This is a genomic window from Rhodoferax sp. P2_H8_2, from assembly GCF_056403235.1.
Map to the genome: position 1 here is coordinate 22,464 of NZ_JBFUFW010000009.1, position 13,793 is coordinate 36,256.

The window sequence follows — 13,793 nt, forward strand, 5'->3', positions numbered from 1 at the left end:
GTCAGGCGTCGTCACTGACGTCGTTGATATCGCCCACAGCATCCGGGTCAGCCACATTGGCGTCGTTTTCCACAATGCGTTGCAGGCCGCCGAGCTTGGAGCCCTCGTCCAGACCGATCAGTGTCACGCCCTGCGTCGCACGGCCCAGTTCGCGGATTTCGGAAACGCGGGTACGCACCAGAACGCCCTTGTCCGTGATCAGCATGATCTCGTCGTCCACATGCACCAGCGTGGCGGCAACTACCTTGCCGTTGCGCTCGGATTGCTGGATCGCGATCATGCCCTTGGTACCGCGGCCGTGGCGGGTGTATTCGGTGATGTTGGTGCGCTTGCCGTAGCCGTTCTCGGTTGCGGTAAGCACCGACTGCTGTTCATCTTCGGCGACCAGCATCGCAATCACGCTTTGCGTGTCGTCCAGCATCATGCCGCGCACACCACGCGCATTGCGGCCCATCGGGCGCACATCGTTTTCGTCAAAGCGCACGGCCTTGCCGCCATCGGAGAACAGCATCACGTCGTGCTTGCCGTCGGTCAGCGCCGCGCCAATCAGGAAGTCGCCTTCGTCCAGGTCCACGGCAATGATGCCGGCCTTGCGCGGGTTGCTGAATTCGTCCAGTGCAGTTTTCTTGACCGTGCCCATGCGGGTCGCCATGAACACGTATTGGTCTGCCGGGAAGGTGCGTTTCTCGCCGGTCAGGGCCAGCACCACAGTGATCTTTTCGCCTTCTTGCAGCGGGAACATGTTCACGATGGGGCGGCCGCGTGAACCGCGTGAGCCAGCAGGCACTTCCCAGACCTTGAGCCAGTACAGGCGGCCGCGATTCGAGAAGCACAGCAGGTAATCGTGTGTATTCGCCACAAAGAGTTGGTCGACCCAGTCGTCTTCCTTGGTGGCTGTGGCCTGTTTGCCGCGGCCACCGCGCTTTTGGGCGCGGTATTCGTGCAAAGGCTGGCTCTTGATGTAGCCGCTGTGGCTCATCGTCACCACCATATCGGTCGGCGTGATCAGGTCTTCGGTAGACAGGTCAAACGAGGAGTGCTCGACCAGCGAACGGCGTGCGCCCAGCTTGGTCTGGCCGAATTCCTGTTTTACATGGCCCAGCTCTTCGCCAATGATGGTGGAGACGCGTTCGGGCTTGGAGAGGATGTCCAGCAGATCTTCGATCTCGGCCATGACTTCCTTGTACTCGGCGATGACTTTGTCCTGCTCCAGACCCGTCAGGCGTTGCAGACGCATTTGCAGGATTTCCTGCGCCTGCGTGTCGGACAGGCGGTATAGACCGTCGTTGCCCATGCCAAATTCTTTTTCGAGGCCGTCCGGGCGATAGTCATCGGCGTTGACCACGCCGCCATCGGCGCGCGTGCGGGTGAGCATCTCGCGCACCAGCTTGCTATCCCAGGGGCGGTTCATCAACTCGACCTTGGCCACCGGTGGCGTCGGTGATTCGCGAATGATGCGGATGAACTCGTCGATGTTGGCCATGGCCACGGCCAAGCCTTCCAGCACGTGGCCGCGTTCGCGGGCCTTGCGCAGGTTGAACACCGTACGGCGTGTCACCACTTCACGGCGGTGCTGCAGGAATACCTCGATCAGGTCCTTCAGGTTGCACAGCTTGGGCTGGCCATTCACCAGCGCCACCATATTGATACCGAAGGTGTCCTGCAACTGCGTTTGCTTGTACAGGTTGTTCAGCACCACTTCAGGCACTTCGCCACGCTTGAGTTCGATCACCAGGCGCATGCCGGATTTGTCCGACTCGTCCTGGATGTGGCTGATGCCTTCGATCTTTTTCTCGTGTACCAGCTCAGCCATGCGCTCTTGCAGGGTCTTTTTGTTGACCTGGTAGGGCAGCTCGTCAACGATGATGGCCTGGCGCTGGCCCTTGTCGATGTCTTCAAAGTGGCACTTGGCGCGCATCACGACGCGGCCACGGCCGGTGCGGTAGCCGTCCTTCACGCCATTGATGCCATAAATAATGCCGGCGGTAGGGAAATCCGGCGCCGGGATGATTTCCATCAAGTCGTCGATGGAGGCTTCCGGGTTGCGCAGCATGTGCAGGCATGCGTCCACCACTTCATTCAGGTTGTGCGGCGGGATATTGGTAGCCATACCCACGGCGATACCGCCAGAGCCGTTAACCAGCAGATTGGGGATGCGGGTGGGTAGAACCAAAGGCTCTTTTTCAGAGCCGTCATAGTTAGGCCCGAAGTCGACCGTTTCCTTGTCCAGATCGGCCAGCAGTTCGTGGGCCATCTTGGAAAGGCGGATTTCGGTGTAACGCATCGCCGCTGCGTTGTCGCCGTCGACCGAGCCGAAGTTGCCCTGGCCGTCGACCAGCATGTGGCGCATCGAAAAATCCTGCGCCATGCGAACGATGGTGTCGTACACCGACTGGTCACCGTGCGGGTGGTACTTACCGATCACATCCCCCACGATACGTGCGGACTTTTTATAGGCGCGGTTCCAGTCGTTGTTCAGCTCGTGCATCGCAAACAACACCCGGCGGTGCACCGGCTTCAAGCCGTCACGCGCATCGGGGAGGGCGCGGCCCACAATCACGCTCATGGCGTAATCGAGGTAGCTCCGGCGCATTTCCTCTTCTAGGCTGATGGGCAGGGTTTCTTTGGCGAACTGGGTCATGGAAGGGAAATCGCTATGTCAGGGACAACCTGCCATTCTACGGCCCAGGGCGCTGTCGCAAACCCGCAACATCCTGGTGCGCATATCCCTTCCTTGGTGCCCTGTGTGCGGCAGAACACCGAAAGTTGTAACAGCTATGGCACAATCGTCCGAACGTCTTAAGTGGTGCTTGTGCCATAGAGACGTCTAACCAAGATTCGCAGCGCCGCTGCAGTTTGCTTCGCTCAAAAGGAAAGTCATGAAATCAATGAATAAAGTAGCCCTCCTGATTGCAACCGCGGCACTCGCAACTGCTGCTGGCGCCCAAGAAATCCACAACTGGAAGAGCGCTTCCGGCGACGTCTGGAAAGACTCGATTGGCCGTTGCTGGCGTGATTCCATGTGGACGCCTGCTACCGCAGCCCCTGGCTGCGATGGCTATATTGAGCCAAAGAAGCCTGAGCCAGTGGTTGCTGCCCCCGCACCAGTTGCTGCTCCAGCACCTGCTCCAGCACCTGCACCAGCTCCTGCCCCCGCACCAGCTCCAGTGGCCAGCAAGGTAACCTATGCTGCTGATGCATTCTTTGACTTCGACAAATCCGTTCTGAAGCCAGAAGGCAAAGCCAAGCTGGACGATCTGGTGGGCAAGGTCAAGGCCATCAATCTGGAAGTCATCATCGCTGTGGGCCACACTGACTCCACAGGTACTGATTCCTATAACCAGAAGCTGTCCGTCAAGCGTGCAGACGCTGTGAAGGAATACCTGGTTGGCAAGGGAATCGAAAAGAACCGTGTCTACACAGAAGGCAAGGGCGAACTGCAACCCGTGGCTGACAACAAGACCAAAGAAGGTCAAGCCAAGAACCGCCGCGTAGAGATCGAAGTAGTCGGTACCCGCGTCAACAAGTAATCAGATTCTCTGATTCTCCAGAAAGCCCGCTTTGGCGGGCTTTCTGCTTTTTGGGAGCATATTTCTTTGGTCGATAATCGCGCCATGACTGAAACTGTGAATGCAGACCCGGCTGAACTGGCCAAGTTTTCTGATTTGGCCCACCGCTGGTGGGACCCGCAAAGTGAATTTCGCCCTTTGCACCAGATTAACCCGTTGCGTCTGGAGTGGATCAATAGCCAATGCCCCCTGAATGGCAAGAAGGTACTGGATATCGGTTGTGGAGGCGGGATTCTGTCGGACTCAATGGCGCGCAAGGGCGCAACGGTGCTGGGCATAGACCTGTCGACCAAGGCCCTGCGCGTGGCACAAATGCATGCGCTGGAAGCGCAAACCCCCAATATTAGCTACCGCGAAGTCAGCGCCGAGAACCTAGCGGAACAGGAACCCGGTACGTATGACGCGGTCACCTGCATGGAAATGCTGGAACACGTGCCCGACCCTTCGTCGGTGGTGCGTGCCTGCGCAGCGCTGGTCAAGCCGGGAGGCTGGGTGTTTTTCTCGACCATCAATCGCAATGCCAAATCCTTTCTGTTTGCGATCGTCGGTGCCGAATATGTGCTGAACATGTTGCCGCGCGGTACGCACGAGTACGCCAAGATGATTCGCCCCAGTGAGTTGACGTCTTACAGCCGCAGCGCAGGCCTGGAAACCGTAGGACTGCGTGGTCTGGAACACAACCCGTTGACAGCGCGTTACTGGCTCAGCGACAACACTTCAGTCAACTACATGGTGGCCACGCAAAAGCCGCTGGGGCTGGCGGCGTGAGGATGTTTGCCGGCGTTGCCGCCATCCTGTTTGATCTGGACGGAACCTTGATAGACAGTGCACCTGATTTGGGTGCGGCGGCAGATCAGATGCGCGTCAAGCGCGGGATGACCTCGCTGTCTCAGGAGTCTTACCGGCCGCACGCCGGGGCAGGTGCGCGCGGTATGTTGGGAGTAGCGTTTGGAATTACTCCGGACCATGCGGACTTCCCGGATATGCGCGAAGAGTTTTTTCGCAACTACGAGCAGCGTATGACGCACAACACGCGCGAGTTCGATGGTGTGGCCGATTTGATCGCAACGTTGCAAGCCAACGCGCTCCCATGGGGTGTAGTGACCAACAAATCTTCCCGATTTACCGACCCGCTGACCCGCGCCATGCCGCTGTTTGCCAGCGCCGGAACGATTGTGAGTGGAGACACTACGCCGCACGCGAAGCCGCACCCGGAGCCCTTGCTGGAAGCTGCGCGACGTCTTGGCGTGGCACCAGAGCGCTGCGTCTATGTGGGTGATGATGAACGGGACATCGTGGCCGGCTTGGCGGCAGGCATGCGCACCGTCGCCGCTACCTACGGCTATTTGGGCGCCAAGTCCGATACCCAGAGCTGGGGAGCCCATGCGCAGATAAATTCTCCGCAAGGGCTCTTGCAATTGCTGATGAAGGACTAAAATACGTTCTGAGGGCCTGCACTGGTTTCGACACGGGTTCGGACGCGCAGCAGGGCATGTCGAGCTGAATGTGCTCGTAAAACTGATTCAAAAAAACTAACTGCAAACGACGAACGTTTCGCACTCGCTGCTTAATCGCACGTGAGCCTCACAACAGTCAGCCGATAGGCTGGGCAAGGGCAACGCAAGTTGTCCCGGCTGTGGGGTAATTTAATTCGGCTGGGCTTGCCTTGGGTAACTTAGGGTGGGTCGAGAAAATAGGTTGCTGGCGATTTGCATAGCGTGCCACTGCGCGATGTGAAAAGCGAGATCCAAATCAGACGGCTACACATGTAGAACTGTTCGAAGAAGGCTTGTGGACGCGGGTTCAAATCCCGCCAGGTCCACCAATTCCCTCTGACAAGAGCCACCGATCCGCAAGGGTTGGTGGCTTTTTTCTTATCCGCTCAATCTGTTACTTTCCCTCGCGTGGCCTTCAGCGTCGACCGCTGGCTCTTGCCTTCCAGTCGCCGCTGGCGTGAGGCCCTGGTTGGCTTGGTGGGTTTGCGCGGAACCGGTGGAGTTGCCACGCTTTGCACCAATTCATGGAGGCGCGCAAACGCGTCCAGCCGGTTCTGATCTTGGGTGCGGTAGCGCTGGGCCTTGAGGACCAGCACGCCCTCGCCGGTGATGCGACTGTCGCGTAGAGCAAGGAGCCTCTCCTTCACATCGTCAGGCAGGCTGGAGGCTGCAATGTCAAAGCGCAAATGAATAGCGCTGGACACTTTATTGACATTCTGGCCACCCGCGCCTTGTGCGCGAATCGCAGTGATGTGGACTTCAGATTCCTGAACGACAAGCAAAGTTTGCACGCTGCATTTTTCTGTTGTGAGGGAGGGGGCGCCAGATGCAAAGACGATGGATTTTCGCCTTACACTGGACGCATCCTACTTTAACCATTGACGGAGGAAGACATGGCCAAAGGTCAGCAAAAATCGAACAAGGAATCCAAGAAACCGAAGAAGGATTCTTCGCCACCCAAGCCGATGACGATGTCTGGCGAACCGGTACGCGCGACCATCGTGACCGCAGTGATGCCCAAGGGCAAGGAAAAGAAAAAGGCGCTCTAAGCCCTCCCAAGCCCGGTCCGCCGGGCTAATGGTTCAGTTCACTTGAGCGGCTGTCCAGCGGGGTGATGAAGGAGTTGTGGTCCCAGCCCGAGGGCAGGCGACTCTCAGGGCTATCGCTGGTCTGGCTCATCTCTGCATCGAGACGGGCAAAGCCGCTGCTCTTTTCGCCAGCGGTGCTTTGGCTGCGTTGCCGTGTGACGGCGGCCTGCAGGTTTTCACGCACGTTTCTGAATCGCATTTCCAGATCATCGCGCCCGACGCCCTTGACGGCGTGTTCACCCAGGAAAGCGGTGCGAATCTGCGCCAGATGCGGCAGATTCTCTGGGTCTACGACCCAGTAGCGCACGCCGCATTGCGCCAGAAGCGTGTGCTTGAGTGTCTGGTTGGACATCGACAGGCCTTGCGGCCCCGGCACATCGACGCAACCAATGACCCGGCCTTCGGCATCGCACACAGTGAAGCTGCAATACAGGCCGTTGAGAATCTTGTACCAGTGGATGGCTTCGGTGGGGACTGCCGGAGTGGTGAAGCGGGTGACGGGCAGCTTGATCAGGATTTGCTGGTCAAACATGACCTTGGTCAGCCAGATCCAGACGCGGCGCTCGCGGCTATTGACCAGCAAACGCAGTTTGAGAGGCCATTCGCGAGGAATCCGCCGTTGTTCCCTGAGCGTCAACTTCTGCCGCCAGAAGACGAGTCCAGCACCCAAGGCGATGCCTGACAGTGCACCGACCAGAAACCATATGAGCATTTTCACCACCCTGAAGTAAGCCCTCTGACGGGGCTTCTTATTGGTGAAACAGTTTACCTGCGCTTCGGTTTTGAAGCTAGTTGTAAATCCTGTCGATCTCCGGCGTGCATTCCAGCAACAGGGCAATCAGCGCAGGGTCAAACTGACTTCCCGCATGGTCGCGCAGGTACTGCAGCGCATCGGCCATGGGCCAGGCCTTTTTGTAGCAACTGGCGCTGAGCAGCGAATCCAGCACATCTGCCACCGCAACGATGCGCCCAGCCTGGCTGATCGCATCGCCGCGCAAGCCCTTAGGGTAGCCCGAGCCGTCCCAGCGTTCGTGGTGCTCCAGCGCGATGGTGGCGCCGAGTGCATGTACAGGCGATGCCGATTGCGAGAGCAGCGCGTGGCCTTCTTGTGCATGGGTCTTCATCAATTCCCATTCCTGCGCATCCAGCGGGCCGGGCTTGACGACGATGCTGTCGGGCACGCAAGCTTTACCGACATCGTGCAGTGAGGCTGCAATCTCCAGCAACTCCACCTCACGCTCCGGTTGTCCCAGTTTGGCAGCCAACAACCCTGCAATAAGGCCGACGCGATGCAGATGCAGTGAGGGCTGGCTGTTGCGCTTCTCGATTGCGCCACCCAGGATCGAGATCGTGGCACGGCGTGCGCGCTCGGTACTGGCGCGAAGCAGTAGCGCGTCGTAGGAAATCGCCACATTGCTGGAGAAAATTTCCAGCAGCTCGCGCGCCATGTCGTTGATGGGCTCGGGGAATTGCATGTAGATCATGCTTTCGCTGCCGGCCTTAGTGCGGAAGTAGCCCGCGTAGTAATACTCGCCGTGGTGGCTGCGCTTATCCCGCAAGGTTTGCTGCAGCGCGTCCTGCACTTCCGGGGGCAGGTTGCTGACCTGTTCATCTTCCATCAACTGCGAGTACGCCTGCGTCGCTGCCAATACCTTGATGCGCCCATTGGCGGAGTTGGCGGTGTAGGCTGTCAAGTGGCTGGCGCACAGGCCCTCACCATTGAGGTTCAGCAGGAAGTTCACCTGCTCCAGCACGGCAGACGCAAAGCTACGCAAATTGTGCGAGTCATAGACCTCAGCGATGGCTTCGATAGAGCGGCGCAGGCCCTGGCGGGCGTGCTCAATGCGCATCAGGTCGCGGTAGGCGCGCAGACCGGCGTAGAAGACCGTTATCAGCTTGCGTCGGGTCAGGTCGGTCTTTTCCTTGTAATCGTTGATGTCATAGTCTTTGATGACCTGCTCTTCCGGCGCCTGGCCGGGCTGGCCGGTACGCAACACGATGCGCACGTTCAGGTTGCCGATGTCTTCGCGGATATACCGTGCCAGCTCCAGTCCGGCATGTTCGGTTTCCATCACCACGTCCAGCAGGATCAGCGCAAAGTCGTTAGGGGCTGCCAGTACGGTGCGCGCCTCTTTGGCGCTATAGCAATGGGTGAATTCCAACCCACGGCCATCCATTTCGAAGCCCCCCATGACCAGCTTGGTCACTTCGTGCACGGCTGGTTCGTCGTCCACCACCAGGACCTGCCAGGCTTGCACCCCAAGGCGCAGCGTGGGCGCAGACTGCTCGTCGGTAAACACCAGATCGTCTGACATGCGGACAACGTGCCTCGTGTGATTGGGGGAGTCCGCCAGTCTACCGGATAACTGCATGAACGAGGCGATACTAGCGGCATGCAATTGCAGGACATTCTTTATTCCCAGGGCTTCGGCACACGGCGTGTTTGCGCCGGTTTGATCCAGCAGGGCCTGGTACAGGTTTATGAATCAAATGAGGCCGAAACGCCCGTCCCCTGTGCGCAAGCAGCTACTGAATTTGTAGCAGAAGGCCTGCGCTTCCGGGTACAGGGCGTGGACTGGCCGTACTTTGACAAGGCCTATCTGGTCCTGAACAAACCGACTGCGACCGAATGCTCGCAAAAGCCGTCGACCTACCCCAGCATCTACACGCTGCTGCCGTCCCCCTTGCGGCTGCGCCCGCAAAAGGCAGCAGTGCAAGGCGTGCAGGCGGTTGGTCGGCTGGACCAGGACACCACCGGAATGCTGCTGTTGACCGACGACGGCAAGTTCATTCACCGCATGAGCTCGCCAAGGCACCATGTGCCCAAGGTCTATGAGGTAACAGTCAAGCACCCGCTGGACGACAAGCAGGTGCAAAAGCTGCTGAGTGGTGTGGTTCTGGATGACGACCCCAAGCCGGTGAAGGCGGCGGCGTGCGAGGCGGTCAGTGAATTCCATTTGCGCCTGACGTTGACGGAGGGCAAGTACCACCAGGTCAAGCGGATGGTGGCTGCTGTTAGCAACCGGGTGGAGGGTTTGCATCGGTCGCAAATTGGCGGATTGCGGCTTCCTGACGACCTAGGGCCAGGCCAGTGGCGATGGCTCAGCGCGGACGATTTGGCTCTGATTTCCGCCTGAAGGGGCATTTTTGCGGGGCGGTACACTAGCTGCCTCTTGCAAAGTGACTCCCTGTGACTATTTTTTCCCGTTTTCTGGCGGCTTTGGCGGCTACTCTGGTGTGGCTGGCTCAGGCGAATGCCCAGGCTCCGTCTCCTCCCGTTTTCGTACTCAACTCGCAGGACGCCAGCGTCAGCGTGATTGATCCTGCCACCTGGAAGGAGCAGCAGCGTATTCCGACGGGCAAGGAGCCGCACCATCTGTACCTGACGCCAGATGAAAAGTCGCTGATCATTGCCAACGCGTTGGGCGATTCTCTGCTGTTTCTCGACCCGAAAACGGCCGCCGTTCAGCGCACCGTGCGCGGCATTCTGGACCCCTACCAGTTGCGTTTTTCTCCCGATATGCAGTGGTTCGTCACGGCGGCGAACCGGTTGAACCACGTGGACATTTACCGCTGGAACGGCAGCGAGCTGACGTTGGCCAAGCGCATCGCTACCGGCAAAACGCCCAGCCACTTGTGGATCGACAGCAAGAGCACCACCATCTACACCACCATGCAGGACAGCGATGAACTGGTGGTGATCGATTTGCCGACACAAACTCTGAAGTGGCGCGGCAAGACGGGCGCGTTGCCCGCTGACGTGTTTGGCACTGCGGATGACAAATTCATCCTGATTGGCCTGACCGGTGGTAAGGGCGTGGAAGTCTATGACGTGACCGGCCCCTCGCCCAAATTGGTCAAAACCATTCCTACCGGTGCTGGCGCGCACGCGTTTCGCAGTGCGGGTGACAAGCGCCATGTATTCGTCAGCAACCGTGTGGCCAACACCATCAGCAAGATCGACACCGCCACGATGACCGTGGTCGACAACTACCCCGCGCCTGGCGGGCCGGACTGCATGGACCTGTCGCCCGATGGCCGCATTCTCTATGTCAGCTCGCGTTGGATTGGCAAGATGACCATGATTGACACCACCACCCGAGCCATTGTTCGGCAGGTTAAAGTGGGGAAATCGCCCCATGGCGTCTGGACACTGGACCATGCTGCACGCTGAACCTCTGCCTTCCGCATTCCGATTTGCTACTGTTTTAGTAGCTGCTTACGCAATATCTGCGGGCGCTGTAGCCCAATCGCGCTGTGAAAAACCGGTGTACCTGACGTTGGATACGGGCCATATGGAAGTCGCGCCACTGGTGGCCGATGTACTGAAGCGCAATCAGGTCCGCGTCACTTTTTTTGCAGCCAATGAGCGCACGGTGACGGGCGACGGAAGCTTGGGCAATTACTGGGGGCTGTGGTGGAAAGCGCGGGGCGCCGAGGGCCACGAATTCGCATCGCATACCTATGACCACGTCTACTGGCGCGGCGACATCAAGGGCGTCAAGCCAAGCTTCCGGATGCGGCCATCGGCTGGCGCATTCGAAGGCCGCGAGTTCACCTGGGACGCCGCCAAATACTGCGCGCAGATTGACCAGGCCGCGCAGCGTCTGGCCGATTTCACGGGCCGAAAAGCTTTGCCGCTATTCCGTGCACCTGGCGGTTTTACGTCACCGCGTCTTTTGGAAGTTGCTAAGGCGTGTGGTTATGCGCATGTGGGTTGGTCTGCCGCGGGCTTCCTCGGCGATGAACTCCCCAGCGAAAAGTTCAGCAACGATGTGCTGCTGAAAAAGGCGCTGCGCGATATCAAACCCGGCGACATCCTGATGGGCCACCTGGGCATTTGGTCGCGCAAGGACCCGTACATGCCGGCCAATCTCGAGCCCTTGATCGTAGGCCTGAAGGAACGCGGTTTCTGCTTTGAGACCTTGCGCGAGCACCCGGCCTACAAAGACTGGATTGCAGCGCATCCTTGACATGGATACGCTGACTGGACTGTTCTCGGACGCGCAGGCGTGGGCTTTTGAAACCCTGCTGCAGCCCTTGATGTTTGCGCTGGGGCTTGGCGGATTTCTGGAGGACGGCTACAGCGCCACAGGCTGGGTGCTGGTGGGGCTGCTGCAATTGCTGGTCATGGTGGTGCTGATCGCACCGCTGCAGCGCTGGCGTCCGGCAGAGCCTACGAGCGACCGCGCGGCTATCCGCGTGGATGTGCTCTACACCTTGATCCACCGCCTGGGACTGTTTCGTCTGGCCATGTTTTTCTCGCTGGACCCGCTGCTCGACGATCTGTTCGGCTGGGGTCGGGTAGAGGGCCTGTCGACTTTCCATCTGGATGATCTTTGGCCCGGCGTGACGGATGGACCTTGGGTTAGCTTCGCGCTGTACCTAGTCGTTTTCGACCTGGTGAACTATTGGATCCACCGCGCGCAGCATGGCTTCAACTGGTGGTGGAAGCTGCATGCGCTGCACCATTCGCAGCAGCAGATGACGATGTGGAGCGACAACCGCAACCACTTGCTGGACGATGTATTGCGCGACGTGATCATCGCAGTCGTTGCATTGGCCATCGGCATCGCCCCGGGGCAGTTTGTGGCCGTCGTTGCCATCACCCAGCTGTTTGAAAATCTGCAACATGCAAATGTGCGCATGTGGTTTGGCAAGCTCGGCGAGCGGCTGTGGATCAGCCCGCGTTTTCACCGGGTGCACCACAGTGTGGAGGCAGACAAACAAGGCGCCAATTTCGGCGTCTTGCTGCCCTGGTGGGACATGCTGTTTCGCACGGCCGACTTCGAACTCAAATACGAACCCACCGGCGTGCGTGACCAGGTGGAGCAGGGTGTCGATTACGGGCGCGGCTTCTGGTCGCAGCAGTGGCTTGGCCTGAAACGGTTGGTGAAGCGATGAATGCAGTGATCGATGCCTTCTGGCGCGCCGCAGCCTATTGCCTGCGCCCGCGCATTGTCTTTTTCTCGCTGGCCCCGCTGGTACTGATGGTGGGCGCGACCGTTCTGCTGGGCAACTTCTTTTGGGAGCCCGCGCTGGAGGCCATGCGCGGTTTGCTCGAATCCACCGCGATGCTGCGCAATATGTGGGACTGGATGGCGCGCGCCGGTATGGGGCCAGCCAAAACAGTGTTGGCCCACTTGCTGTTGATCTTCGGTATCACGCCGTTGATCGTGATGGTCTCACTGCTTCTGGTGACCTTGCTGATGACACCGATGATGGTTCGGCTGGTAGCGCGTCGGCGTTTTGCGGATTTGCAGGTGCTGGGCGATACCGGTTTTCTGAAGGGCCTGTGGTGGTCATTGGTCTCGCTGGCGCTGGCACTGATCGCGATGGTGGTGACGATTCCGCTGTGGCTGATTCCGCCACTGGTGTTTGTGTTGCCGCCGCTGATTTGGGGCTGGCTCACCTACCGCGTGATGGCGTTTGATGTGCTGGCTATTCACGCCACTACCGAAGAGCGGCAACTGCTTTTCAGGGAGCACCGTCTGCGCCTGCTGGCGATGGGCATATTTTGTGGCTACATGGGCGTAGCGCCCAGCATCGTCTGGGTGTCAGGGCCCATGATCGCGGCGATGTTTGTTGTCCTGGTGCCACTGGCGGTTTGGATTTACACGCTGGTCTTCATCTTTTCATCGTTGTGGTTTGCCCACTACTGCCTGACCGCGCTGCGTCAATTGCGCAACCGGCCGCCAGCGCCTCCGGCGACCGTGGTCGAACACACTCTGCGCGAGTTGCTGGAGCCATGAACTTCGGTCTCATCATCATTGGCGACGAAATCCTGTCCGGCAGGCGGGCCGACAAGCATTTGGCCAAGGCGATAGAACTGCTGGGTGCGCGCGGTTTGCAGGTCGCCTACGCAGACTATGTGGGCGATGCGCCTGAGCGCATCACGGCGACGCTGCAACGCGCGTTGGCGTCGGGCGACGTGGTGTTTTCCTTTGGCGGCATTGGTGCCACACCGGACGACCACACACGCCAGTGCGCGGCCAGGGCGTTGGGCGTTCCATTGCAATTGCATCCCGAGGCCAAGCGCCTGATTCTGGAGCGTATGCAGGATGTCGCGAAAGAGCAGGGCACACCTTATGAGCCCGAGCGCGCCGACAACCTGCATCGACTGAACATGGGCATGTTCCCCGCGGGCTGCGAGATCATCCCCAATCCGTACAACAAGATCCCGGGGTTTAGCTGCGTCGGTCAGAGAGACAATTCCCCGCAGGGCCGCCCCAAGGGGAATTCGCCCCCTCGGGGGGCAGCGACCCGCGAAGCGATGGAGCGTGGGGGCATACATTTCTTGCCCGGCTTTCCGGTGATGGCCTGGCCCATGGTGGAGTGGGTGCTGGACACGCACTACGCGCCCCTGTTCCATGCAAAGCCCCATGAGGAGCGTTCGATCATCGTATTTGGCGCAATGGAAGCGACGCTAACGCCGATGATGGAAGCGCTGGAGCAGCAATATGCAGTGAAAGTATTCAGCCTGCCCAGCGTAGACCACCCTGAATTTGGCAAGCACATCGAACTGGGCGTCAAAGGCGCGCCTGAAGCGGTAGCGACTGCATACCCCGCCATGCTGGGACAACTTCATGCCCTGCAGATCGGGCTTGGCCCTGAAATGGTGCGTTGAAAATATTGCACTA

14 protein-coding genes and 1 other RNA gene are annotated in these 13,793 nt (G+C 59.2%); 11 read left to right on the forward strand and 4 right to left on the reverse strand.

Going from position 1 to position 13,793, the window contains the following annotated elements:
* Position 1 precedes the first annotated feature (1 nt).
* Positions 2-2,641, reverse strand: a complete 2,640-nt coding sequence (gene gyrA, locus AC1DV6_RS15060) for a DNA gyrase subunit A (RefSeq protein WP_477978772.1) — start codon at positions 2,639-2,641, stop codon at positions 2-4.
* Between the two features lie 238 nt (positions 2,642-2,879).
* Here gyrA and ompA point away from each other — a divergent pair, with 238 nt between their 5' ends.
* The 4 genes from ompA to ssrA all read left to right on the forward strand — a co-directional run bounded on the left by ompA (position 2,880) and on the right by ssrA (position 5,394).
* A complete protein-coding gene (gene ompA, locus AC1DV6_RS15065) occupies positions 2,880-3,530 on the forward strand; it encodes an outer membrane protein OmpA (protein ID WP_477978774.1) in 651 nt (216 codons plus the stop codon).
* 84 nt (positions 3,531-3,614) lie between these two features.
* Positions 3,615-4,337, forward strand: a complete 723-nt coding sequence (gene ubiG, locus AC1DV6_RS15070) for a bifunctional 2-polyprenyl-6-hydroxyphenol methylase/3-demethylubiquinol 3-O-methyltransferase UbiG (RefSeq protein ID WP_477978776.1) — start codon at positions 3,615-3,617, stop codon at positions 4,335-4,337.
* Between the two features lie 2 nt (positions 4,338-4,339).
* Positions 4,340-5,005 (forward strand): HAD family hydrolase, encoded by a 666-nt coding sequence (locus AC1DV6_RS15075; RefSeq protein ID WP_477979064.1) that lies wholly within the window; start codon positions 4,340-4,342, stop codon positions 5,003-5,005.
* Between the two features lie 12 nt (positions 5,006-5,017).
* Positions 5,018-5,394, forward strand: a transfer-messenger RNA (tmRNA) gene (gene ssrA / locus AC1DV6_RS15080).
* A 57-nt stretch (positions 5,395-5,451) separates the two neighbouring features.
* On the opposite strand, the gene arfB is transcribed toward ssrA, so the two are convergent.
* Positions 5,452-5,856, reverse strand: a complete 405-nt coding sequence (gene arfB, locus AC1DV6_RS15085) for an alternative ribosome rescue aminoacyl-tRNA hydrolase ArfB (protein WP_477978778.1) — start codon at positions 5,854-5,856, stop codon at positions 5,452-5,454.
* A gap of 102 nt (positions 5,857-5,958) precedes the next feature.
* Between arfB and AC1DV6_RS15090 the strand changes: the two genes are divergently transcribed.
* Positions 5,959-6,114 (forward strand): hypothetical protein, encoded by a 156-nt coding sequence (locus AC1DV6_RS15090; RefSeq protein ID WP_477978780.1) that lies wholly within the window; start codon positions 5,959-5,961, stop codon positions 6,112-6,114.
* Positions 6,115-6,139: 25 nt separating this feature from the next.
* Here AC1DV6_RS15090 and AC1DV6_RS15095 read toward each other — a convergent pair whose 3' ends face one another.
* Together AC1DV6_RS15095 and AC1DV6_RS15100 are read right to left on the reverse strand one after the other, a co-directional pair.
* A complete protein-coding gene (locus tag AC1DV6_RS15095) occupies positions 6,140-6,865 on the reverse strand; it encodes a hypothetical protein (RefSeq protein ID WP_477978782.1) in 726 nt (241 codons plus the stop codon).
* A gap of 76 nt (positions 6,866-6,941) precedes the next feature.
* Positions 6,942-8,468 carry a DUF3369 domain-containing protein gene (locus tag AC1DV6_RS15100; RefSeq protein WP_477978784.1) on the reverse strand — a complete coding sequence of 509 codons (1,527 nt, stop codon included), beginning with the start codon at positions 8,466-8,468 and terminating at the stop codon, positions 6,942-6,944.
* Positions 8,469-8,546: 78 nt separating this feature from the next.
* Between AC1DV6_RS15100 and AC1DV6_RS15105 the strand changes: the two genes are divergently transcribed.
* The 6 genes from AC1DV6_RS15105 to AC1DV6_RS15130 are packed head-to-tail and all read left to right on the forward strand — an operon-like array spanning position 8,547 to position 13,780.
* Positions 8,547-9,290: a 16S rRNA pseudouridine(516) synthase gene (locus tag AC1DV6_RS15105; protein WP_477978786.1), complete on the forward strand. Its 744-nt coding sequence runs from the start codon at positions 8,547-8,549 to the stop codon at positions 9,288-9,290.
* Positions 9,291-9,343: 53 nt separating this feature from the next.
* Positions 9,344-10,327 carry a YncE family protein gene (locus AC1DV6_RS15110; RefSeq protein WP_477978788.1) on the forward strand — a complete coding sequence of 328 codons (984 nt, stop codon included), beginning with the start codon at positions 9,344-9,346 and terminating at the stop codon, positions 10,325-10,327.
* Complete coding sequence (locus tag AC1DV6_RS15115) at positions 10,314-11,126, forward strand: polysaccharide deacetylase family protein (RefSeq protein WP_477978790.1); 813 nt, start codon at positions 10,314-10,316, stop codon at positions 11,124-11,126. Before AC1DV6_RS15110 ends, AC1DV6_RS15115 begins: the two co-directional genes overlap by 14 nt.
* Before the next feature lies 1 nt (position 11,127).
* The gene (locus AC1DV6_RS15120; RefSeq protein ID WP_477979066.1) at positions 11,128-12,057 is read left to right on the forward strand and encodes a sterol desaturase family protein; all 930 of its coding nucleotides are present in this window, start codon (positions 11,128-11,130) and stop codon (positions 12,055-12,057) included.
* Complete coding sequence (locus AC1DV6_RS15125) at positions 12,054-12,905, forward strand: EI24 domain-containing protein (RefSeq protein WP_477978792.1); 852 nt, start codon at positions 12,054-12,056, stop codon at positions 12,903-12,905. The genes AC1DV6_RS15120 and AC1DV6_RS15125 overlap by 4 nt, the downstream gene beginning before the upstream one ends.
* Complete coding sequence (locus tag AC1DV6_RS15130; protein WP_477978794.1) at positions 12,902-13,780, forward strand: competence/damage-inducible protein A; 879 nt, start codon at positions 12,902-12,904, stop codon at positions 13,778-13,780. The genes AC1DV6_RS15125 and AC1DV6_RS15130 overlap by 4 nt, the downstream gene beginning before the upstream one ends.
* Positions 13,781-13,793 lie beyond the last annotated feature (13 nt).